Below are 23,366 nucleotides of genomic sequence, written 5' to 3'. Positions count from 1 at the left end.
GCCGGTGGAGCCAAGTACGGCAACAAGAAGACCGTCACCCCCGATGGTGTGAAGTTCGACAGCCGAGCCGAGGCCCGTCGCTGGGGGCATCTGTGCATGCAGCTGCGCGCAGGGGAAATCACCGAGCTGCGCCGCCAAGTGGCCTATGAGCTGGTGCCCGCCGTGAAGTACTCCGACGCGAGCCGCGTCAAGAAGGCCATTCGCTACGTGGCCGATTTCGTCTATGTGGAAAAGGGCGTGGAGGTGATCGAGGACGTGAAGGGTGTGCTGACCCCCGAATTCAAGCTCAAGCGCCACCTGATGAAGGCTCTGCTGGGCCTGGAAGTGAGGTTGGTCAAATGATCCAGCCTTTGAACCCCGCCTTCTTTGGCAAGGTCGTGCCGCTGGCTGGCCAGCGCAAGCCGCCAAGCGCCTCACGCATCACGCGGCTGGTGTGGCCGGAATATGAGCGCCTGGCGGACGGGCGCTACCTCATTGAGCGGTGGATGGAGAACCGCTGCTGCAACCGAGTGCAGGCGGGCGCTCGCACCGTCTACGTGTTTAACGACTACGGCTTTCTGGTGCCTGTAGAGGACTGGGGGCGTGCATGGTACTGATGCGCCGAAAGCCTCTCAATCCCGGCAAGGGCTTCAAGTCTCGTGGCAGCTGGGCTGGCGCTGGGCTCCGTGATGAGCGGGACGAGAGCCACCACTGCGAGCTCTACCAGGCTGGAAGCCGTGATCGGCGCCTTGCCGAACGCGCCGCCCGCCAGATCGAGAGCGCCCTTGCAACGGCCAGCCTGGTGCCTGGGAACGTGACCATGGCGCCCGGCGCTGGCACGACAGGCATCGTGGTGATGAAAGAGCACGCCATCGAAAGCGAGCCCTACCGCCGTCTGGTGGCAGAACTGCCTTGCTTTTGGTGCGGCATCAGCGGCTACAGCCAGCATGCTCATCTCAACTACGGCAAGGGCCTAGGCCTGAAGACAGACGACCGCACTGGCTTCCCGCTCTGCTGCAGCCGTCCTGGCATCGAGGGCTGCCATGTGGCCTACGACAACTACCGACTGCTGGAGAGCGGAGGGCGCCAGGCTCACCGCGAGTACGGCATCGAAGCCGCCCGCTTCACCCGCGAGCAAATCCTGAAGGCTGGGCTATGGCCCAAGAAGCTGCCCCTGTGGGCCTGATAAGCGTATCGAACCATTTACCCTGGAGCATCAATGAATTCCACACAAGCAAAGCAAACCTCTGGAACATCGACACACCGCGCCCGTGATGGCGGCGTGGACCTTGGGACCACGGAGGAAACGCCGACGCTCATGCTGGTGTTTGAGGCAATCAGGCAGATTCACGACGCCGGCGGAGAGCCCACACGCGAGCGCATTGTGTCCATGACGGGGCTCAAGCCCACCACGGTGGATGACCGTATCAAGGTGCTGCGAGGCGAGGGCATGATCAGCCCGCTGAAGCAGTGCTACCGGCCGCTGCACCAGCATGTGGCCGCACAGGCTGTCTCGTGCACGGTCATGCCAAACGGGGTTTACAAGATCGAAAAGGGCGACGAGGTTATGACGCTGGTACCGGCAGAGGCGCGGCAGCTGGCGCCCATGTTGGCAGGCAAAGCGCTGGAGGCTTCTGCGCTGGAGCGCGTGCAGGAGGTGGAGTTAAGGATGGCGGAGATTTCCCGAGCTCTGCATGACTCGGAGCGTCGGTATAAATTGCTATTTCAAAAACAGCTGGCCAACGCTGGTCAACAGGTACTGGAGATATAGAGTGGCTTGAAGCCTGCATCGCCCGAACCGAAATCTAGCGTTCGGTTCGGGGGATGTTCGGTATCGTGCTACCTGCACGCAATCATTGACGAATACCTGTATCGTTCGATCAATGTTGATTGCTTGAGTGCTTTTTGGCTAGTTGCCTAACTAAGGGCGTAAGAAGTAGGCGTGTGAGACCCTTAAGTTTTGGACGCTTGGAAATGAAGGCAGCGACTGGCGGACTTGTGCGGTAGTAGGCTGCTACAAAGCTGCGTCCCCACATGGATTTCGCCAAGTACTTATCTCGCCAGATTCTCAGAACATCAATCTCCTGAGCAAATGGGGTGCCATACGCCGCCGTTGCGATAAAGCATGGAGATGACTTCAGTGCGCTCAGGTTATTTTGAATGTTGATGTCACGAGGATTAAGGGCTGCAGCCTTTTCAAGAAGAGCACCTGCTTCTTCCTTAGAGCCTTTACCCTCCCACAACAATAGAGCCTTGAGATTGAGATAGGCGGGGGTATCAGGAAATAATTCTAGCGATCGATTGATGTACTGCAATGCGAGGTCCACGTTTGCGGGCGTGGCTCCGGTAAGTGCAGAATTTGAGCCGTAAACCTTTTTGTTGGCTTGCAACTCATTGAGAATAAATTGCGCTTGAAGGCTGTAATTTTCTGCTTCCCCGCGGTTCTCGATCTGCCTGAGCTCCTCATTGGTTTGCTCCAGGTAGTCGTCAGCCAATGAGGCAAGTCCTTGGCGCGCCTTGACTTCCAAGTTCAAAAGGCCGGGATGATGAGGATCAATGGCCAGCCCTTGCTCAATGAACTGCATGGCCTTTCCAAACTCCGAATTTACAAGAGCTCGGTCTGCCATGACCTCAAGAGATCCAGGAGTGGGCGTTGCTCCGTTGGAGTAGTCGCGCTCATGCTTGGTGTGGCAGTACTTGCACGTGTATGTTGAAGCGCCTTCGTCAACCTCGAGATTGGCTGAGCATTTAGAGCAAGCAAGTGCGATCAATCCCATAGGACCTCATTCATCGGTTGAAATTTCTAAATCGATAGCTGCTCGGCTTAAGGCGGTCTCCATCTTCTCCACTAATAAGCGAGTACTGTCAGCTTTGGCTCTGAGCCGAGAGCACCACCAAATTATGCCCTGTAACAAAATGATGTGAGTTGTATGTTCACGCAGATTGCAAGTTCCAACCAGGACTCTGAAATACGTCTGGTCATGTTTGACGCAACTTCTGTCTGTTGGCTCAACCAACGATGTTGGGCTTATCAACATGGGACCCCAAGTCAAAGTACAGGCAACCCTTTTAGGGTTCGACACCCAAAGCCATGCCCAGCAGCATCCTGGGCATGGCACCCATTCCAGCGGGTAAGAGGCCCGGAGAACCCCCTAAAAAATCGAAGTCCCCCAAGCAGCCTGCAGGCAAAAGGAAGTCAGCAGGCAAAGCCGCGCCCATGCGGGACGCGCACCACAGCCGCCTGACCGTCAAGCAGCAGCGCTTTGTCGATGAGTACCTAGTCGATTGCAATGCCACTCAGGCAGCCATCCGCGCGGGCTACAGCAAGGCCACCGCTAACGAGCAAGCGGGCCGCCTGTTGGTAAATGTTAGTGTTCAAGCTGCAATTTCGATAGCAAGGCAAGAGCAGCAGAAGCGCACCCAGATCACCGCAGACCGAGTGGTCACAGAAGCCTGGTACATCGCAACGGCAGACGCCCGGGAGCTGGTGGAGGTCAAGATCGGCTGCTGCCGCCACTGTCATGGCGAGGGCCACAAGTGGCAGCGCACTGTGGCGGAAATGAACTATGACGTTGAGCAGTGGGTTTCTTCTGGCAATGACCTAGAGGCCTTCGAGCACCAAGGCGGCATTGGCTACACCCCTCTCAAGCCACCGCACCCAACCTGCCCTGAGTGCTTTGGTGACGGGCAAAGTCGCGTGGTGCTCAAGGACACCAGAACCCTGTCGCCGGCGGCACTGTCCCTCTATGCGGGCGCCAAGCACGGCAAGCACGGCATAGAGATCCAGGTGCATGACAAGGCCGCAGCCATGGAAAAGCTGTTCAAGCACCTTGGCCTGTACGAGCGCGACAACGAGCAGAAGACCGACCCGCTCAAGGCCTTGCTGATGCGCGTGGCATCGAATAGCAACAACGGCTTCACGCCGATTGCAGAGGATCCGGAGCGCCCGGCTCAGCAGGCAGCGCCTTCGTCATTGCCAGTCGATCCCAATCAGTCCGCGCAGGATGACGAGGACGATTGAGCATGGCCGGCCTGGTGCACACCACCCCCCTGAATCAGATCCCGAGCAACCCAGAGGAGCTGGAGCGCTGCCTGGCTGATCCTGAGTGGCGCATCTTTTCGGGGTGCCTCTACAAGATCATGATCAAGGGCGACGGGGACGATGATGCGTATTCGGTGCCCTTCAAGCCCAATCGCGCTCAGAAGCGGTTCCTGAAACGTCTTTGGCATCGCAACATCATTCTCAAGGCGCGTCAGCTGGGTTTCACAACCCTGATTGCCATCCTTTGGCTGGACCATGCGCTTTTCAACGCTGACCAGCGCTGCGGCATCATCGCCCAGGACCGCGAAGCCGCTGAGGTGATCTTTCGGGACAAGGTGCGCTATGCGTATAACAACCTGCCCGATGAGATCCGCGAGCGCTTTCCTCTGAAGCGCGACAGCGCGACGGAGCTGCTTTTTGCGCACAACAATAGCTCGGTGCGTGTGGCTACATCCATGCGATCGGGCACCATCCACCGCCTGCATATCTCGGAGTTCGGCAAGATCTGCGCGAAGTATCCCGAGAAAGCCAAGGAAGTGATGACGGGTTCAATCCCGGCAGTTCCTACTAACGGCATTCTGGTGATCGAGAGCACTGCAGAGGGTGCCAACGGCGAGTTCTACGAGCTATCGAGCCGCGCCGAAACGCTGCATTACACGCACGTCAAGCTGACCGTGCGCGACTACCGTTTCCACTTCTACGCCTGGTGGCAAGAGCCGAACTACCGCATGGACAGCTCCCTGGTGGAAATCACGCCAGAGCAGCATGAATACTTTGAGCGTATCGAGCAAGAGGCCGGTTGCACCATCGACCTGGACCAGCGCGCCTGGTATGTGGCCACCCAGGCTGCCGACTTCGCAGGGCGCGAAGAACGCATGTGGCAGGAGTACCCAAGCACTCCAGCCGAAGCATTCCAGCAGTCCACGGAAGGCCACTATCTCACCAAGGTGCTGCAGGTTGTCACCAAGCGCGGCGGCATCTGCAAGGTACCAGTGCTGGATTTGCCTGTGTACACCTTCTGGGACATTGGCGCGAGCGATGGCTGCGCTATCTGGTTTGCCCAGTCCCTGCGCGGCGAAGACCGGTTCATCGACTACTACGAAGAGCACGACGAGGATCTGCGCCATTACGTGCGCCACCTGCAGGGTCTGGGCTATGTGTTCGGCAAGCACTACCTGCCACACGACGCGGCGCACAAGCGTCTGGGCGATTACAACAAGTCCACCCAGGAGCAGCTGCAGGCGCTGATGCCAGGTCAGAGCTTTGTCATCGTGCCGCGCATCACAGAGCTGCAGACCGGCATCAACACCCTGCGCAAGCACATGAAGGGCGCCTGGTACGACAAGGAGCGCTGCGCCTTTGGGGTCGAGCGCCTGCGCGGCTACAAGAAGAAATACAGCACTGCCTTGGCCAAGTTCATCAATGAGCCAGACAAGGCCAATGGATGCACCGAAGGCGCGGACGCGCACCGGCAGTGGGCCCAGGCGAAGGAAACCGGGCTGTACATCCCGAGCGATGACAGCTACGGCTCCAGCCATTCCAGCTACGAAGAACCTGAAGCGCCCGATTGGCGCGCGTGAGAGCAACCATGCAATACATCAAGCCCCCTCAAAACGCGGATCTGGGTGAGCCCATGACCGTGCTGGAATACGCCAAGATCGTGCAGGAATGCATTGATCAGCCACCCTGGCGCGCGGCAGCCGACAAGGAGGCCGACTATGCCGATGGCAACCAGCTGAGCACCGAACTGCTCAAGCGACTGCAGGCCACCGGCGTACCGCCGGCCAAAGAGAACGTGATTGGCCCGGCCATTGCGGCTATCTGCGGGTTTGAGGCCAAGACGCGCACAGACTGGCGAGTGACCCCGGACGGCGACCCCACAGGCAAGGATGTGGCCGACGCGCTGAACTACCGGCTCAACCAGGCCGAGCGCTTTTCCAAGGCAGACGCGGCCATGAGCGAGGCATTCAAGCCCCAGGCGGCCGTGGGCCTGGGCTGGGTCGAGGTGGCGCGCAGCAGCAACCCGCTCGAGTACAAGACCCGCTGCCACTACATCCACCGCAATGAAATCCATTGGGATATGCGCTCCTCTGAAAAGGATCTGTCCGATGCGCGCTGGCTGTTGCGCGAGCGCTTCATCAGCAAGGAGCGCACCGCGCGCGCCTTTGAGAACATGGCGCAGCTGATCATGCAGGCGCAGACCGTCAGTGGCCTGGGTGGCTACGGCGGCTATGTCACCGAGGGTGGTGTATCGACCGGGTTGCTCTCGGCTGCCGATGCCAATCGCGCCTGGACCACGCGCGAGCAGGCCTGGTACCGCCACGAGTCGGACGAGGTGTGCCTGGGTGAGCTCTGGTACCGCCGCTGGGTGAATGTGGTGCTGCTCAAGATGCGCGGCGGCCGGGTGGTCGAGTTTGATGCAGCGAACCCAGCCCATCGGGCCGCGGTGGCTGCAGGCCAGGGCAAGCTGGAGCGCGCCACGGTGGCACGCATGCGCCGTTCCTACTGGATGGGGCCGCACATGCTGCATGACAGCGCCAGCCCCTATCCGCACCCGCATTTCCCATATGTGCCGTTCTGGGGTTACCGTGAGGATATGACGCGCGTACCGTTCGGCCTGGTGCGCGACATGATCTTTCCGCAGGACAACCTCAATAGTTCCATTGCCAAGCTGCGCTGGGGCATGGCCAGCACCCGCACCGAACGCACCAAGGGAGCGGTGGCGATGACGGACGAGCAATTCCGGCGCCAGATTGCCCGACCGGACGCGGATATTGTGCTGGACCCCACAGCCATGTCCCAGACAGGCGCGCGCTTTGAGGTCAAGCGCGACTTTCAGCTCAACAACCAGCAGCTGCAGATGATGGCCGACAGCCGCGCGTCATTGCAGCGTGTTGGATCCATCACGGCGGCTTTTCAGGGGCAGCAGGGCACAGCGACCAGCGGAGTGCAGGAACAGACCCAGGTGGAGCAGTCGCAGATCAGCATTGCTGACCTGATGGACAACTTCAAGGAAGGGCGCGCCATGGTGGGCGAGCTGATCCTGGCACTGGAGATCGAGGACCTGGGAGAGGAACGCGAGGTGATCGTGATCGAGGGCGACACCATCAATCCACCCCGCACCGTGGTGCTCAATGAAGTGGTGGAAGAGGGCGGGCTGCGCTATCTGTCCAACGATGTGCAGCGCACGCGGCTCAAGGTGGCCTTGTCGGATGTGCCATCGTCATCCAGTTTCCGCGCCCAGCAGCTCGCGGCGCTATCCGAAGCCGTCAAGGCCTTTCCGCCTGAGATGCAGCAGGTGGTGATGCCGTTCATGCTGGATCTGATGGACCTGCCGCGCAAGGAAGAAATCATCAAGGTGATCAAGGAAGCGACCCAGCAGACCGATCCCGAGCAGCTGCGCAAGCAGATCGAGCAGGAGCTGCAGCGCGACCTCAAGGTGCGCGAGCTGGACCTGCGCGAGCGCGAAGTGGCGGCGCGCGAGAAGCTGCTGGCGGCCCAGCAGGTGCAGGTAGGCGTGCAGGCAGCGTACAGCGCCATGCAGGGCGGTGCCCAGGTGGCTCAGATGCCGATGATCGCGCCCATCGCGGACGAAATCATGAAGGGCGCAGGCTACAAGGCGCCCAACCCTGGCGGCGATGACCCGAATTTCCCCAGTGGTGTGCTGGCAGGTTCTGGTCAGCGTATGCAGTTGTTACCCGGTGGCGCGGCGCCAAGCCCTGAGATGCTGCAGGAAGTTGCGGCTGGCCAAGCCAATACCAGCCCGACATTTCCGCCTGTGCCCGCTGTTGGGAGGACTGGAATGCAGGGGGTGGAAACGTTCAGCGTTGCCGACAATTTTGGCAATTCTTCAAAATGAGTGTCAGTCTGATTTGAAATAATTCCAGGGGGGCGGCGGATTAAAGTGGCAGGACTCTATGGCGTTCTACTTTTATGAATAAATTCAGTTCTATATTTACTTCTTTATTAATCCTTGCATCTCTAAATGGGTGTGGCGGAGGCGATTCATCCACCACCTCCTCACAGAGTGAAGTATCAAATTCTAATGAATTGAATTGCAATGGAGAGGTTGAAATTCCATTTCAGGACAATCATCCAGTATTCAGAATTGAAAATGGCGATTCTTCACATAAAAACAAGTGTGATATTTTTAAATATTACAAGGCTGGATATGCTGTTGTGATGCCTCATTCTATGAGTCCTTGGAATTTGAATCAAAGCTCAGCTATAAATATTTCATATTCTGAATCTGACGCAATGTTGCTAGATGGCTCAATAAACCAAGAAGAAGTAGCAGCGGCTGAACCCGCTGAAATAGATTCAGAGACACTCGTTGTTGTTGCAAAAATACTGGACAGTGAGCTGGAGTCTACGCCTTGGAATTGTGCTGTATCAGGTGTGGATGCGAACGAATTGGAGTCCAATCTTCAGTTATGTCTTTCAGAACTGAATTCCAAGTATTCAGAGCATAAAACTACTGTGGCATTGAAGGGGTTAAGCGAAAGTTCGCCAGCAGATACTTCCAAGGGTGGAGCTAACCCAGGCGCTGTATGGACGAATCTCGGCACTTCGTCATACATCACTAAATCTGATGGACTTGTTAAGAGATTTAGCAGTAAGAAAGAAGTGGTCCATACGGGCTCTGCCAACTTTGACGTCTATAGGCTCAATGGGGTTGATTCTTTCGAGTATTATTTGGTGAGAGCAAAAATCGGCTCAAATCCAACCTCTGTCTTATGTACTAGGTGGATTGAGTGTGCCTATTTTAATAATAAAGAGTCTCTGCGCTTTCATTTGAAAAAAGTGACGAACGGAGTCGCCTCGGATGGAATTATTGAAGAATTTGCGCCACTGACGACGCTTAGGAATAAATCTACATCCTTCAAAATTGGCGCTGGTATAAAGGCATCTGCATCGGATAAGGGGCCGGGTGGCGAGGGGAGTGTGAGTGCTGATTTTTCAGTAAGTTATAGCTATTCCGCTGTTGAGATTAAAGCTGCTCAAATTGATAATTCATCTGTTAAATTTGATTTTGGTCATGCAACGGGGGATGGCTATTTTGGTGATCTGTGGGATAAAGATCCGACGACGGTGGGACCGTTCACTTCTACTGTGTGGGCTATTTTTAAATTTCCTGCTACTTCTAAGGTTGATAAATCAAATTCGATCATAAGTCTTTATGTAGATGAATACTCCGGGAGATACGGATATTCAGCGCCAGGGCTGATTCCAATAGCTTCAACGAAATTGTTCAAGTATGAAGTCAAGCCTAAGGATAAAGAGGGTTTGAAAACTGATTTCTCTTTGCCAAAGTTGACCGTTCAGAAGGTATCCAAAAATGAAGATGGATCGGAAAAGCTAGATCCTGTTGCTCCAGAAAATTTATTGAAAATCAAGAAAGGTCAGACCTTGCAGTTTGATATTGATTCTGGCGGATTGGGTGGAGCAACGTCTACGAGCACTCCGTTGATAGTGAACTGGGCTATTTACTCTCCGCCAAGTTTTCTTGCATTTAGTCAAGCTACTGGCCGAGGAAAATCTAGGATTGATGTAACAGTTAACAGTGGTGGAGTGATAGGAGATAGAAGTTACATACGAATTAATGCAAGCCCTCGTGGTGCAATTCCTGGACTGGAGATGACGGATATTTCCGTGCCTATTGAGGTCATTGAATGAGTGGCGACTGATCGAGGTCAGTCCACCTTTAAAGCCTAGATCCGAGTTTGAGCTTGTTGGCTTGGGTCAGTTGATGTCATTGGCCAACATGGGCATGCTCATAGGACTTTCTTATAAATCATTGAGACCCCACTAGAGTTCGCAGCGCGCGGCAGGCCGCCGCATACTTCATCCATCGAAGCGCGAAAGCGAATAGATACAGCCCACTCGTGATGAGTCGGCCCATTCCCACCGCTGGAGAGTGTGATGGTCAGGGCTTCGGCCCTGGCCTGATCCTCGAATCGGTGTGCCCCACCAACAGGCCCAGCCGGATAGCTGGGAACGGAGCACAACAGAGTGAACGAAGCTCAAAAACTCTTGGCAGCAGCCTTTGCAGGCGAATTGGATCTGGATGCGGATGCTTCCGGGTCTTCTGGCGTTTCTGCACCCGAAGGCACGGCCGCCCCGGCAAATGCCGAGAGCACCCAGGCAGCGACCGAAGCTGTCGCCGGCGCTGAAGCCGCCAACACAGCCACCACACCAGGCACTGTCGCAAACGCATCGGCTCAGGAAGAGCACGAAGGCGCGCCCATTGCCAGCAAGTCCGGAGGCTACACCATCCCCTATGAAAAGCTGACAGAGGCACGCACCGCACGCGATTCGGCCATTGCCGAGCGCGACCAACTGCGCGCCCAGCTGGAGCAGATGACGGCCGCACAGGCTGCCAATCTGCAGCAAGGCCAGGCCGAAGCCCAAGCCCGTGCGGATGCCGGGAAGGCACCGACCCAGGCCGACCAGAACCTGGCAGCGGCCAAGAGCCTGGTGGACGGTGGCGCTGACGCCTCTCTGTTCGGGAGCTTTTCCGAAGAAGACATTGCAGCCGGCATTAACAAGCTGGTTGCCGATCAAGTCGCCGCGCGAGTGGAGGCTGCATTGGCACCCCAACGCGAGGCGCAAGCCCGTGAGCAGGCCGTGACGGCAGAGCAGTTGCACGCCCAGAAGATTCTGGACGCGCACAAGGATGCCTTTGAAGTCGCTGAATCCAAGGAGTTCGCCAGCTGGAAGTCTGGTCAGCCTGGATACATGCAAGCCGCCATTGACCGCACCCTGCAAGCGGGTACCGCCCAGGATGTGATTGACCTGCTCGGCCAGTTCAAGCAGTTCCATGCGGGCGCGGCAGGCGCGGCTGCTGGTGATCCTACGGCCGCAGCAGTGGCCAAGGCCCTGGCCGATGCCAAGACCGAACCCCCCGTGAGCCTGTCGAGTCTGCCCGGAGCGGCGCCCGCAGGCACGGAGGCAGAACGCGCAGTTGCGCTGGCCAGCGATCCGGCCGCTCTGTTGGAGTACATGAGCAGCCTGCCCCGCGACCGCCAGACCAGTCTGATGAATAGCGTGGTGTAGCCGTCAGGCGAGCCACAAACCATTTCCCGGGCCATCTCGTGATGAGAGCGCCCTTGTCCCATAGCAGGAGGACTTGATATGTCCAAGACCAGTGTAGGCGCAGGCTCGTCCAATGCGCAGTTCGTACAAGCTGCCGGACTGTTCGCGCAGTCCATGCAGCGCAACTCCAAGCTCAACCAGATGGTGGGCACCATGCCCAAGGGCGAGGGCTCGGCAGCTGCGACGCTGCGCAAGCAGACCACCAACGATATGCCCATCGTGCGTACCGTTGACCTGTCGCGCGGCAAGGGCGATGAGGTGGAATTCCACTTTGTGCAGCCCGTAGGCGCGTACCCCATCATGGGTGCCCGCATGGCCGAGGGCAAGGGCACGGGCGTGTCGCTGGACAAGGCCCGTGTGCGCGTCAACCAGGCGCGTTTCCCTGTGGATGTGGGCGACACCATGACCGACCTGCGCTCTCCCGTCGAGTTTCGCAAGATCGGCCGTCCCATCGCCCAAGGCCTGATGGATCGCTACCAGGACCAGGGATCGCTGATGCACCTGGCCGGCGCGCGCGGCTTCCACAACAACATCGAGTGGGCCATCCCCACCGAAGAGCACGCGGACTTTGAGGCCATTGCGGTCAATCCCGTGCTGGCTCCCACCAAGAACCGCCACTACATTGCCGATGGCGATGCGATTCGCGGCTTCAGCGTCAATGCGGGCGAGATGGATATTCAGTCCTCTGACGCGCTGACGATGACCATTGTGGATGCGTGCCGCACGCTGGTGGAGTCCATCGCGCTGCCGCCCCCTGCGATCCGTCTGCCCGGAGACCAAGCCGCCGACGATTCTCCTCTGCGCATGCTGATGGTGAGCCCCGCTCAATATCACCAGTTCTCGCAGGACAAGGATTTCCGCGCATTCCAGGCCAACGCACTTACCCGCGCCAGCCAGGCCGAGCGTCATCCTCTGTTCCTGGGCGAAGTGGGTCTGTGGAACGGCATTCTGATCTGCAAGCAGCCGCGCCCCATCCGCTTCTATGCGGGTGACACCATCAAGTACTGCGCCAGCAACATCAGCGATCAGGAAAGCTCCTGCATCGTGCCGGCCAGCTTCGGCACGACCCATGCCGTGGATCGCGCGCTGCTGCTGGGCGGCCAGGCTCTGGCCCAGGCGTTTGCATCCAGCCGCCACGGTGGCATGCCCTTCTTCTGGAAGGAGAAGGAATTCGACCACGACGACAAGATGGAGCTGCTGATTGGCGCCATCCAGGGCACATCCAAGGTGCGCTGGGCCGTTGACCAAGGCAATGGCACCAAGCATTACACCGACCACGGTGTGATCGCCCTCGATACCGCAGTGCCCATCATCGGCGCGCGCCAGTAATCCGGCAGAGCAGGGCGCGGCCACTGTGCGGCGTTTTGCCTGACTGGATGGTGTGATTCCTCTCGTTTCAATCTAGGAGCCGACCATGGCCACCGTGACCAACTCTCAAAAGCACTGCAACCAGCTCGGTGTGACTCCCTGGGGCAACCTCAATGCCCTGCATTTCATTCTCAAGACCGGCGCCAACGGCGGCGCGCTGGACGCTGACTCCAATGCGCCTCTGGCCGTGGGTGACAAGGTGCGACTGGGCATCATCCCTGCCGGCTCCACGCTGGTGGATGCCCTGGCTGTCGTGTCCACTGGCCTGACTGCCACTGTCAAGGGCGACCTGGGCTTTGAATACGTCGATGCTGTGGACGACGCCAAGATGCCCCAGGATGCGACCTACTTCGGCGCGGCTCTGGATCTGGCCGCCGCCGCGCGCCTGCGCAACACATCCACCAAGGCGCCTGTGACCCTGCCCAAGGATGCCTATCTGGTGCTGACCACTTCGGGCGCGGCCAACGCCAAGGCGGCCCGCGTCGATGTGGTGCTGCAGGTCATCTCCACCGGCGCCCTGTAAAGAGCGCTCCCAGGATGCGGGCCTGCCTTCGGGTAGCGCCCGCATTCGTCCATCTAAACACTCCCCAGCATCATGAACTTTGTACGCATTACCTATACCGGCCGCAAAATCTACCGCGACCGCGCTACCGGTCACATCTGGCAGCCCGAAGAGGAGCGCCTGGTGAGCGAGGCCATCGCCAAGCCTCTGCTCAAGTTTGTGGAATTCAAACGCACGGCAGACCTCAAGCCCGTGGTGCCCGAGCAGCAGCAACAGCAGCAGTTGGGCCAAGTGCAAAACGGCACTGAAGGCCTGGAGCAGGGCGCGGTGCTGACTGCAGATCAAAGCAGCGACCCATCCAATGCGCAGAAGCCTGAGCTCACTGAGCAAGAGATTGCAGCGCTTGAGCAGCAAGCCCTGGACGACAAGGCCAAGGAAGTGGACGACCAGCGCGAAGCCATGTTGATCACCGTGCAAGGCATGAACAAAACAGCGCTGACCGAGTACGCCAAGAAGTACGACCACGCCTTTGACGCCAAGGTCAAAGTGGACGACATGCGTATCACCGTCAACGGCCTGATTCACCAGTTCGGGGTGCGCTGATGAACCTTGAGGACCTGATTGCCTCTTTCCGCGATGACTCCACCGACAAGCTGGAGCCCTATCTGTGGGAAGACGAAACCGTAACGCGCTGGCTCAATGAAGCCCAGGACGAGGCAGCCGTGCGCGGCCGTCTGCTGCTCGATGACAGCACGCCAGCGGTGACCACCATTGTGGTGAATGCGGGTCAGGCCTCGTATCAGCTCCACGCCAAGGTTTATGAAATCGCGCATCTGCACTGGCAGCCGAGCGCGGCGGCCCATCGCGGCAAAGCCGTGGATCTGGTGACGCGCGAATGGCTGGATCGACACCACCCCGACTGGCGTGTGCGCCTGGATTGCGATGCGATGTATGCCATCCAGACCGAGGGCGCGCTGCGCCTGGTGCCCACGCCGCGCGAGGCTGGGGTGCTGACGCTGGAGGCCTACCGCCTGCCGCTCAAACCCCTGGCCAACGATACCGACAAGCCGGAAATCCACGCGGCCAGCCACCAGCATCTGGTGTATTGGGCACTGCACCGGGCTTTCAGTCAGCCTGATAGCGACGGGTTTGACCCGCAGCGCGCGGCCACGGCCGAGGCGGCCTTTACCGGCTACTTTGGCGCGCGGCCTGATGCGGATCTGCGCCGCGCCACTCGCCACGATGTTCCCCAGGTCAACGCGACCTACATTTTTTAAGGTACCGCATGTTCGGACTGTCCAAACCCATCCCCGCAGACCAGGGCGCGAAGCTGGACAAAGCCAGAGCCCAAGCCCAGAACCAGGCGCCCGACAGCATTCCTGGCATGTTCAAGCCGGGCGAATTCGTGCTGCCGCCCGATACTGTGCATGCCATGGGCGGTAAGCAAGCACTTCAGGGCGTGGTAGATGCCACTCATACCCCAGTGCAAGCATCGTTCGGTCTGAATTCCCCAAAGGCCAGCGCGCCACAAACCCAGGCTGCGCCACAGTTGGGACTCAAGCCCGAGGTGTTCTTTGCCAACGGCGGCGCGCCGGAGGATCAGTTGCAGCGCTCGAGCGGCGGCCAGGCATCGCCAACGAATACCTTTCCGCAGGCCAGCCCAAGCGCAGGGGTGCCGGTCTACTCAGGTGCAGGCTTCGGGCGCGACCAGTTCGGAAGCAGCGGCCAGATTGCCAAAGTTCCAGATGCCATCGGGCAGCAGCCTGGCCGGCAAACGCAGGCACAAGTGCAGCCTGCTCCTGCTGCTCAACCTGCTGCAGCTCCCGTTGCCTCGATTGCCGGTGCATCTGATGCAACCCAGGGGCCCCAAGTCAATCCAGCACCGCCCGTCGCGGCTCCCGCTGTCGCCACCCGTTCGCCTGGACCTTCTGAGCTCTACATGCAGGATCGTGCACAGGAAATGCGCGACCAGTGGGGCTCTGGCAACTATGCGCAAGCCGCCGGTACCGCTGCCCGTACTGCTGTCCAAGGCTTGGGTATGTACGGCGTCGAGCTTGCGGATAAGGTCGGCTCGCCCGTGGTCAATGCGGTCGGTAATTTTGCGGGCGGCTTGATCGGTTCGGAGGCCCATGCAGCGCAGCAACCGGCTTCACCAGCCACCACGCCTGGAACTGCCCCTGCAGCAAGCACCAAGCCAGCTGCGGCTCCTGTTGCGGCAGCCGCGATCCAACCAGGCCTGACGAACACGGTAGGCAGCGCGCCGCGCGCTGCTCAGGCCGCGACGGCTGCCAGCGCCAGCGGTGAATTGCCGGAGGGTGTGTACAACCATGGGCGCGGACAGTACAGCGACCAAGCCAGTGGTATGGGCTTCCCGGCTGGATTCACGGGCAAGCCCAATGCGCGGAATTTGGCTGCGGCCGACAACCTTGCAGCTTCCAATGCAGCTCAGGCTGCTGCCGGAGGTTCCACCGAGGAGGGTGGATTTGGCCTGCGTGCCCCAGCCGTGGCGCATAGCGGCAATGACTGGGCGGCGCGCCAGCGGCTCAAGAATCTGGAGACATCGGCCAGCTCGATCATGAACACCCAGCGCTGGGGCGGCAAAGGTGCGGCCAACAACCCGGCAGCGCAGAACTTTTTGGACGCAAGCCGCGCCGACTTGGCCGCCCAGGGCAAAGTGCCTGATTTTCAGATGCGTACCAATGAAGTCAATGCCGGTCTGCGCCGCGCAGCCATGGCCGAGGCTGGAGCAGACCGCCGTGCACAAGGGCAGATCGGTCTGGGGCTGGGCCAGCTGGCTCTGGGTGCCCAGCGCAACCAGCTGGATGCCCAGCGCATCACAAACGATGAACGCTTGCGCGCGCCGCAGATCCGCGCTGCCGAGCGTATCGGCCAGCTGCAAGATCAGTATCTGAGCGCTAAGACTCCCGAGGAACAGGCCGCGATTGCTGCGCAGATTCGCGCCTACTCAGGCAAGGATTCGGATAGCTGGAAGGCAGTCGCGCTGCAGGGCGGCACTGATGCCCAGGGCAACAAGACCGAAAGCATTCTGGGCGCGGTCAATGAGCGAACTGGGGAAATGAGGCGGATGGGCGCTGATACTCAGAAAGCAAATGGAGCAATCAAGCCAGAACTTGCTGACCCTACAACCAGGCCGGTCGGTACCGTTTCCACGGTGGCCGGACGACAAGCTGTATGGGATGGCAAGCAGTGGGTGCCGCGAGGGTAGTGCTAGGGCTTGGACGGAGGGGTTAGCACCCCTTTTTCCCAATCAACGCTCTGGGCACTCTTCTCCGCAGTTGGTGCGCCATTTCTAGCTTGAACTGTGCTGGGATTGGAGCGTGGCGTGTTGATCCAGGGGCTTGCCACCAGCAGCGCCAGCAGCACCCAAGCGAGGATGAAAAAGCTCTTGGGCCATGCCTGTTTGGCGCGCTTGGTGAGGAACAACGCATACAGGCCGAATGCAACTAGTGCGAATACGATGGGGTGCAGCCAAGTCTCAAGCCAGGCGCGAGTTGGGTTATCGCTGTAGTAGATCAGCGGGTTGGCCAGCGCAACGATCCCCATGCCGATCAGGTGACGGGCAAATATGAGCGGTCTTGGCGTTGCCTGTGTGGCTGTAGTTGTCTGCATGTTCCCTCCTGCAAAGGCACTGTAGCAGAGCAGTTTGATTTCATTGAACTTGCAAACTATCTGTCGATCGATGTGAATCGAAGGAGCGGATGCCGTGGCGTGCAACTTGTAGTGAAACAGAGGGTGGTCCCATGTACAACGATAGGTCTTCCTTCTTGGGGTACAACTTCTACAAGAGTTGTGTGCATTTTTTTATTAATGTGTACAATCAGACCACGCTCTTAGCAAATTGCTAAGCATGCGCCATAAAAAACGGCTGCCTCTCGGGTGACATATAACAGAAGTCTTTGCACTTCGACCCGTCAGGCGGCCAATCTTTTTTGGGAGACTATGAAGTACGCGATCCTTATTGACGGTGGATTTGTCAAGAGAAAGCTCGGCAGCAGCCAAAAGCCTGCGACAGCAGCAGAGATCACGAACTTAGTAGCCCATATCAGAGGACACGAATGCCTTGCAGGGCATGAGTTGCATCGTGTCTATTACTACGATTCCAAGCCACTTGAAGATGTGGTGACTCGTCCGCTGCAGGGCGGTCAGATGGACTTCGGTAAGCAGGATCTCGTTGGTCGAATGACCGCCCTTTATACCGATCTTGCCCGTGCACCTTTCTTCGCTTTGCGCATGGGTGAGCTTTCCTTCAATGGGTGGCGCGTTCGTCAAAAGGCGCTTGGATCCAAGGAAGCGCAGATCACTATCGATGCAGATCAACTCCAGCCGAACATCACCCAAAAAGGTGTTGATATGCGACTCGGTATGGATATCGCCGCGTTGACGCTCAAAGGCCTAGCAGGAATCATTGTGTTGGTCACTGGTGATAGCGACTTCGTTCCTGCCATGAAATTTGCTAGAAGAGAGGGCGCACAGCTTTTCTTGGTGACGCTTGGCCATGGCGTGAAGGAAAGCATGCGCGAACACTCGGATGTGATCTTGGAGATAAACGGCTGACATAAACCATGTCGCATTGAGTATGGGCCCGCTTTGGCGGGCTTTTTCATGCCCATCTTTTGCAGCAAAAGATGCGAACGCACTGCGCCTATGCCTCTATCCCACCTGCTAGGGTTCGACGCCTTCACCTGGCATGAGGTGTCATTGACTCATGAGCACTTACCTTATCGAGCTGGTTTTTGTCCTCAATCTGGCTGCCACTGTTGTCGCTGTTTTGGTCGCCGTGCGGGCGATGAATGAAGCCAAGCGAGTCAATACAGGCAAGCTGGCAGATCGTGAGTATCTACTGTGGCTACAGGATCACATCGCGCGCGGCGTTGACCTGCTTGCGCGAGGATGTACATCAAGTCAGGATCAAGCTCGCGCCCGCAATGAGTGCGGAGATGACGGCGATCGCGATCGAGATGCGCGCCGCCTTCATTGACTTTTCGGCGCTTGCGGCTGAGCGTTCGGCAATGTCATTGGCCTGCCTGGCAAGCTGAAGCGTCTCTTCTTCTCGGGCATCACGTAGTTTTGCAGCTTCAGCTTCTCGTAGTGCTTTCTGCTCTTCGAGCCAGGCAACCGCCTCGCGCCCGATGGCATCCTGCCTCTGAGCCATAACTCGAACCTGGGTTTCCCCCTTGTTCTCAAACGCTGCCCGATGCAACAAGTCCCGAACCATTGATCCCTCCTTTGCGTCTTCAGTTTGTATGGGATATTACCCACCCCGCTAGGGTTCGACCTGCAGCCAGGGGTGAGGTGTCATTGGGGGATGACACAAACAGACTGGGAAAAAGGCACCCTCTCCAGCAACGCAACGGCCTCGGAGGCCTCGCCTGATTGGGAGCGCGGCGCTATATCAGGCCCACCGCAAGCCCCTGGCTTGCTGCGCAGCGCTGGAGACTCGGCCGTTGCTTTGGGATCGGGGATCACCCAGGGCGTCAAGATGCTCACGGATGTGGCGGGCGCGGACAACGTCGCATCGCGCGCGCTGGGTAAGGCCACGGATGCGCTGACCGATCTTTCCTCTCCCTACGCCAAAGCCAAGAAGCAGGAGCGTGCCGAGAAGATCAAGGCGGCAGAGGACTCGGGCAGCACCTGGGAAGAGGTGAAAGCCTATGCCGGCAGCTTTGCCGACGCGCCACTTGATACCACGCTGAATGCCTTGGGCACTTCTGCCCCCACGCTGGCGGCCGGCCTGCTGACTGGTGGTGGTGCTGTGCCTGCCATTGCCGCGCGCGCGGCTCAGGTGGGACTGGGCGCCGCCCAAGGTGTCGGCGGCATCAAGGGGCAGATTCATGACAGTGTGAAGCAGAAGCACCTCGATGCGGGTGCGACTGAGGCGGAAGCCGCCAAGCGCGCCGATGCTGCCCAGGCGTACGCAGGACCCAATGCGGGAAGTATTGCTCTGGGCGGTGTGCTGGGCGCGGCAGCAGGTGGCACCGGTGCTGAGAGCGCTGTCCGGCGACTGGCTGGACAGCGATTGGCAGCCGAGGCTGCTGAGAAGGTGGCCCCGGGAGTCGTGCGCTCTGCAGTTGCGGGCGCGGCCAAAGAAGCCCCGATGGAAATGCTGCAAGGCGGTCAGGAGCGGCATGCGTCCAACACGGCCTTGCAGGGCGAAGGCTTCGATGTGCCAACTTGGCAGGGTGTTGCCGGACAGGCGGCACTGGAAGGCCTGGCCTCAGCTCCGATGGGAGGCGGCTTCGGCGCGGTGGAGGGTATGGCTCACAAGGGTGCGACACGCCGGCATGGCGAGGGAGCAGCTGCCTTTGCCTCTGGTGAGGCGCGCACTCCGCCTGATTCGATCAAGAGCGTCGTAGCCAAGGCGCAGTGGGTAAGGGGCTGGGACGAGGCGGCAGCGAATGCCCTGAAAACTGCTGAAGACGCAACTGGAGTTGCGGTGGCAGCCGCCGCGCAGCAGCCAGAAGCACAGGCTTGGACGACCAGTGAAGGCGCCGCGCCGGCCGAGGCTGCTGAGTCAGGTACTGCGGTTGCATCCCCGGCCAATGCTCCAAATCTGGATTATGAAACCCTGCCGGGCGCGGCTCCCGAGGCTGTCGGCAAGGAAATTCCCTTTGAGCGCGAGTTTGATACCGGTGGTCTGAGCCTGCAAAGCACGCAGCCGGCGGCCGTGCCCCCCGTGCTGGATCACGACGCGCTGCGTGACAAAGCCGGCGTGATGATGCCGCCCCAACTGGATTCCGGCCGCATTGAGGTCGAAACCGGACTGCAGCCGCTGTCCAACGAGCAGCCGCCGCGCCAATGGGATACGGGCAATCTGAGCCTGGTGGGCGAGGGGCAGCCCCAGGCGCCGCTGAGTCAACGCATGGGACTGAATCCGAAGGCCGGCGCGCTGTCCAAGGCGGCGGCCATGGCGGTGGATTCAGGCGCTTCCCCTGTGCTGCAGCCCCAGGCTGCGCCAGTGCTGGAACAGCAGCAGGCCGCGCCACAGGTGCCCGCCGGTGTGGATCCGGATACCGGTGAGGTATCGCTGCAGGCCCAGATGGACGAGCTCAAGAGCCGCATCGCCTTCATGAATCAGCAGGGCGCGACACAGGGCTGGGATGGCAATAGGGCTGCCCAGCGCAATGCGCTGCAGACCCAGCTCACCCGCCTGGAGCTGCAGGCCGCCGGCGGTCAGGGGCGCGGCGCTTCGACTGCAGGCGCGCCAGCACCCGTGCAGCTGACGGGCATCAACCAGATCCTGGCCAAGCAGATTCCCGACATGAGCGAGCAGGAGCTGCAGCAGGCCATTGCCCATTACGGGCCCAGCCACAAGCGCACCAAGAAACTGGAAAAAGCACTCCAAGCGCTTGCGCAAAAGCCGCTGATAGCTATTGAATCAGGAGCAAATGGCAATGTCTCTCAAGCCGATCAAACCCAGCAAGGCAGCGCGCAACCTGCGCAAGCAGGAGCAGCGCAAGCTGGCCAAGATGCAGGGCAAGGGGTAGGCAATGGCACCTCCCCAGCTGCGAACCCTGGAGCGCAAGATCAGAGCGCGAGCCTTGCGAAAGCTCAAGCGGAAGTTTCGGAAGCAGCCGGCACAGCCCAGGCAGCCGTAGGCAAGGCGGCACAGATTGCGCGCGAAGGCAATGCAGAGCGTGAAGCGCAGCGCCAGCGACAGCTCGATGCCAGCGAGCGCTGGACGCGCATGACCACGGTAGAGCGCCAGGCCGTGACGGCCACCGCGCCCGGGCTGAACCCCATTGCACGCAAGAACCTGCACACGCGGGCATGGCCGGATATTGGCGAGAAGATCCGCGACAAGCTGATGGATTCTCTGGTGCAGCCGCTTGTAGCGTCTGCCAGTAAAGTGCAAGATGCTGCAGAAAGCGTAGCGAGCGCGGCGCCTGCTGCTGTCTCCGGAGAAGCGCCGGCGAAGCCTGCAGCGCAGCCCGTGGGCGATGAAAAGCCGTTCGCGGCAGAGACCGGCACGCTGGGCATTCCACGCGCCGAGATGCCCCAGGTGCCTACGGCCAACCATGGCGGCCTGGTCAAGCACCTGAATGCCCAGGGCATTGCCCACGAAACCACGACCGTGGACGCGGCCCAGCTCAAGCCTACCCAGGCTGAATATTCGCCGTCCAAGGTGGAGGCAGCCAAGAGCGCGACCGGCGACCGCGCGGTGATCGTGTCGAGTGATGGCCACATCATTGACGGCCACCACCAGGCAGTCGCGGCAGCCGAGGAAGGCAAGCAGGTCAAGGCCATTGTGCTGGATGCACCGGTGGAGCAGGCTCTTGCAGCGGTGAAGGCTTCGCCAAGCGCGAATGCCGCTTCTGTGCAGGAGCAGCCTGATAGTGGCGACTTTCCTATGTCCGAAGCTGTGCAAAGCTACAGCGGCATTTCCCACTCGGGCCGCAGTCGCGCCGATGGAGACAAGCAGGCCTTTGAACAGTTCATGGAGTCGGCGCGTGCAGCTGCTGAAAAGCTCGCCACCAGCGATGCCCAGCGCGATGCCTTGGCAGCAGCTACAGAAAGCCTGCGCGCTGACTACCTGAAGCAGTACCGATCCCTGATGAGTGTGCGAGCAGGCGCTTACAGTGGGTTTGTTGCTGGGCGCGGCAACCTCAACAGCAAGCAGGCCAATGCCCGCAATAGCGCGCTGGACAAGGCCATGGAGCGCTTTGATAGCTGGGTCGGTGACAACGCGGATCGCGCGAGCAAGGCCGTGCTGGCCGCGCGCACTCCGGAGCAGGTGAAGGCTGACCAGGATGCAGTGACCGCCAAGATTCAGGAGAAGGCCGACAAAAAGGCCGCTGATCTCAAGGCAACGCTGCTCAAGTTCCTGAGCTTCAAGAGCGGCGACAACATGCCCTATGGCAAGAGCGCCATCATCACCCGTGTCAGCTATGACCGTGACGGCTACCCCAGCAGCCTGACTTTCAAGATGGCGGATGGCTCGCCTGTGACCGATGACAAGGTGGAGCTAGTGCCGACTCTCAAGGACAGGGATGAAACCTTGGAGCAGGCCAAGGCCCGTATTCGCTCGCTGGTTGATGAAGTGCGCGCCGAAAACCCGGAGTTGACCAAAGGCATAGGTGCGATGCGCGCTGCGGCATCCGCCAAAGTAGCAAAGGCAGCCAAGGAGCCAGCACCAGCGACCGCCGCAAGTTCTTTCCTTGATCGTCATAACAAGATCGAGGACGGCATAAGCGCTGGCACGCTGGCGCTGGATGATTACAAGAGCACGTTTGCTGACTTGGAAGCCAGCAGGGATGCAGTTCTGTCTGAGCTGCAGCAGCTGACAAAGGACAAGCTGCTGCGCGCAGGTGGCCCGGCGTTTGCCTATCGGATGGGGACCGAGAAGAAGGACGCCATTGTCCTGGCTGCCTATCAAAAGATGCTGGATACCTACGCGCTGGGCCGCAGCTATGGGCCAAGCAGCTATTTCCTGTCGGCGGACTCCATTGCCAAGAACAAGGCCGACAAGGCCCAGGCGCTGCGCGAGCTGGTGGGCAACACCACGGCCGAAGACCTAGCCGCCCGGGCTGCTGAAATCAAGGCGCTGCGCGACGAATTCAAGGCCAAGCGTGCGGCCGAGGCTGATGCGCTGGCCAACCCCAAGACCTTGCAGGACTTCCGCGGCTTCATGAGCCATTGGGTCGATCAAGGGGAAACCAGCCAAGCGGCCTATCTGCGCCTGACCCCCGAGCAGCGCCAGCAGTTTGATGCCCTGGAGGCCGCGCAGACAAAGGACCAACGCGAGGCAGAAAAGCGCCGGGCCCGGGTCACGGTGCAAAGCGCCGGCAACACCACGGCCGGCGAGATCATCGCCACCAAACACACCAAACATGGGCATGACCTGTTTGTGGTGCAGCTGGCCGAGCGCGTTGAGCGCGATGCTTACGACACCCTCAACAGCAGCGCCAAGCGCCTGGGCGGCAGCTACAGCAGCTATCGGGGCAATGGCGCGGTACCGGGCTTTCAGTTCCGTACCCGTGAAGCGGCTGAGGCGTTCCAGAAGCTGGTGGCCGGCGATACAGCCCAGGCTCAGGATCTGGCCAACCAGCGCCGCGACGCTTTCGAGGATGACAAGAGCCAGACCACGGTAGAGCGCTTGCGCGCGATGGCGGAAGCCTTGGACCAAGGCGCCGACGAGCAGCTTGGGGCCGACCGCAAGACCAATACCGCCCGCCGGGCACGCATGGCCAATGCGGCCGAGGACGCAGCGCGCGGCAGCAAGGCCTACGCAGGCACCATGCGCAATCTGGCGGATGCCATCGAGGCGGACAAGGTCCAGTTCTTGGATGGTGTTCGCACCAAGACACAGCTGTCTCAATTGCTGCAGGCTCTGGGCTCTGCCAAGGTGCAGCAGCTGATGGC

Annotated in this window: 19 protein-coding genes; 16 read left to right on the top strand and 3 right to left on the bottom strand. The window is 59.7% G+C overall.

Features of this window, described 5'->3' with window-relative positions; all coding sequences use genetic code 11:
• The 4 genes from CSE6_RS25150 to CSE6_RS25135 form a co-directional block, all read left to right on the top strand.
• Nucleotides 1-342, top strand: a 342-nt coding sequence (locus tag CSE6_RS25150; RefSeq protein WP_059441806.1) for a DUF1064 domain-containing protein, incomplete at its 5' end; no start/stop codon positions are given.
• Nucleotides 339-596 (top strand): hypothetical protein, encoded by a 258-nt coding sequence (locus CSE6_RS25145; protein ID WP_059441805.1) that lies wholly within the window; start codon nt 339-341, stop codon nt 594-596. The genes CSE6_RS25150 and CSE6_RS25145, both read left to right, overlap by 4 nt.
• Nucleotides 596-1,165 (top strand): hypothetical protein, encoded by a 570-nt coding sequence (locus CSE6_RS25140; protein ID WP_238585812.1) that lies wholly within the window; start codon nt 596-598, stop codon nt 1,163-1,165. Before CSE6_RS25145 ends, CSE6_RS25140 begins: the two co-directional genes overlap by 1 nt.
• A gap of 33 nt (nt 1,166-1,198) precedes the next feature.
• Nucleotides 1,199-1,750, top strand: a complete 552-nt coding sequence (locus CSE6_RS25135; RefSeq protein ID WP_152668665.1) for a hypothetical protein — start codon at nt 1,199-1,201, stop codon at nt 1,748-1,750.
• A gap of 109 nt (nt 1,751-1,859) precedes the next feature.
• Here the strand turns inward: CSE6_RS25135 and CSE6_RS25130 are convergent, their stop codons facing one another.
• On the bottom strand, nt 1,860-2,756 hold the full coding sequence (locus tag CSE6_RS25130) for a CFI-box-CTERM domain-containing protein (protein WP_152668664.1): 897 nt from the start codon (nt 2,754-2,756) through the stop codon (nt 1,860-1,862).
• A 440-nt stretch (nt 2,757-3,196) separates the two neighbouring features.
• Between CSE6_RS25130 and CSE6_RS25125 the strand changes: the two genes are divergently transcribed.
• From CSE6_RS25125 to CSE6_RS25080, 10 genes are all read left to right on the top strand, one after another.
• A complete protein-coding gene (locus tag CSE6_RS25125; protein WP_238585811.1) occupies nt 3,197-4,000 on the top strand; it encodes a terminase small subunit in 804 nt (267 codons plus the stop codon).
• 2 nt (nt 4,001-4,002) lie between these two features.
• Nucleotides 4,003-5,601, top strand: coding sequence for a terminase (locus tag CSE6_RS25120; RefSeq protein WP_034379962.1), 1,599 nt, complete (start codon nt 4,003-4,005; stop codon nt 5,599-5,601).
• An 8-nt stretch (nt 5,602-5,609) separates the two neighbouring features.
• Complete coding sequence (locus CSE6_RS25115) at nt 5,610-7,880, top strand: hypothetical protein (protein WP_059441801.1); 2,271 nt, start codon at nt 5,610-5,612, stop codon at nt 7,878-7,880.
• A 74-nt stretch (nt 7,881-7,954) separates the two neighbouring features.
• On the top strand, nt 7,955-9,697 hold the full coding sequence (locus CSE6_RS25110; protein ID WP_152668663.1) for a hypothetical protein: 1,743 nt from the start codon (nt 7,955-7,957) through the stop codon (nt 9,695-9,697).
• Between the two features lie 336 nt (nt 9,698-10,033).
• Entirely contained in the window at nt 10,034-11,077 is a 1,044-nt protein-coding gene (locus CSE6_RS25105; protein ID WP_059441800.1) for a hypothetical protein, read from the top strand.
• Nucleotides 11,078-11,155: 78 nt separating this feature from the next.
• The gene (locus CSE6_RS25100; RefSeq protein WP_059441799.1) at nt 11,156-12,445 is read left to right on the top strand and encodes a DUF4043 family protein; all 1,290 of its coding nucleotides are present in this window, start codon (nt 11,156-11,158) and stop codon (nt 12,443-12,445) included.
• A gap of 85 nt (nt 12,446-12,530) precedes the next feature.
• Nucleotides 12,531-13,007 carry a hypothetical protein gene (locus tag CSE6_RS25095; RefSeq protein WP_059441798.1) on the top strand — a complete coding sequence of 159 codons (477 nt, stop codon included), beginning with the start codon at nt 12,531-12,533 and terminating at the stop codon, nt 13,005-13,007.
• Nucleotides 13,008-13,079: 72 nt separating this feature from the next.
• Nucleotides 13,080-13,589, top strand: coding sequence for a hypothetical protein (locus tag CSE6_RS25090; RefSeq protein WP_059441797.1), 510 nt, complete (start codon nt 13,080-13,082; stop codon nt 13,587-13,589).
• Complete coding sequence (locus tag CSE6_RS25085) at nt 13,589-14,263, top strand: DUF6682 family protein (RefSeq protein ID WP_059441796.1); 675 nt, start codon at nt 13,589-13,591, stop codon at nt 14,261-14,263. The genes CSE6_RS25090 and CSE6_RS25085 overlap by 1 nt, the downstream gene beginning before the upstream one ends.
• A gap of 8 nt (nt 14,264-14,271) precedes the next feature.
• Complete coding sequence (locus CSE6_RS25080) at nt 14,272-16,212, top strand: hypothetical protein (protein WP_059441795.1); 1,941 nt, start codon at nt 14,272-14,274, stop codon at nt 16,210-16,212.
• 2 nt (nt 16,213-16,214) lie between these two features.
• On the opposite strand, the gene CSE6_RS25075 is transcribed toward CSE6_RS25080, so the two are convergent.
• Entirely contained in the window at nt 16,215-16,616 is a 402-nt protein-coding gene (locus CSE6_RS25075) for a hypothetical protein (protein ID WP_059441794.1), read from the bottom strand.
• 330 nt (nt 16,617-16,946) lie between these two features.
• Between CSE6_RS25075 and CSE6_RS25070 the strand changes: the two genes are divergently transcribed.
• Nucleotides 16,947-17,561 (top strand): NYN domain-containing protein, encoded by a 615-nt coding sequence (locus tag CSE6_RS25070; RefSeq protein WP_059441793.1) that lies wholly within the window; start codon nt 16,947-16,949, stop codon nt 17,559-17,561.
• Nucleotides 17,562-17,904: 343 nt separating this feature from the next.
• Here CSE6_RS25070 and CSE6_RS25065 read toward each other — a convergent pair whose 3' ends face one another.
• The gene (locus tag CSE6_RS25065) at nt 17,905-18,222 is read right to left on the bottom strand and encodes a hypothetical protein (RefSeq protein WP_059441792.1); all 318 of its coding nucleotides are present in this window, start codon (nt 18,220-18,222) and stop codon (nt 17,905-17,907) included.
• 90 nt (nt 18,223-18,312) lie between these two features.
• On the opposite strand from CSE6_RS25065, the gene CSE6_RS25060 reads away from it, so the two are divergent.
• The coding region (locus tag CSE6_RS25060) for a hypothetical protein (RefSeq protein ID WP_202967615.1) at nt 18,313-23,366 on the top strand (5,054 nt) is incomplete at its 3' end.

The sequence above is a fragment of the Comamonas sp. E6 genome, from assembly GCF_001010305.1.
GTDB lineage: Bacteria > Pseudomonadota > Gammaproteobacteria > Burkholderiales > Burkholderiaceae_C > Comamonas > Comamonas thiooxydans.
This window is presented reverse-complemented; position numbering and strand designations above follow the sequence as displayed.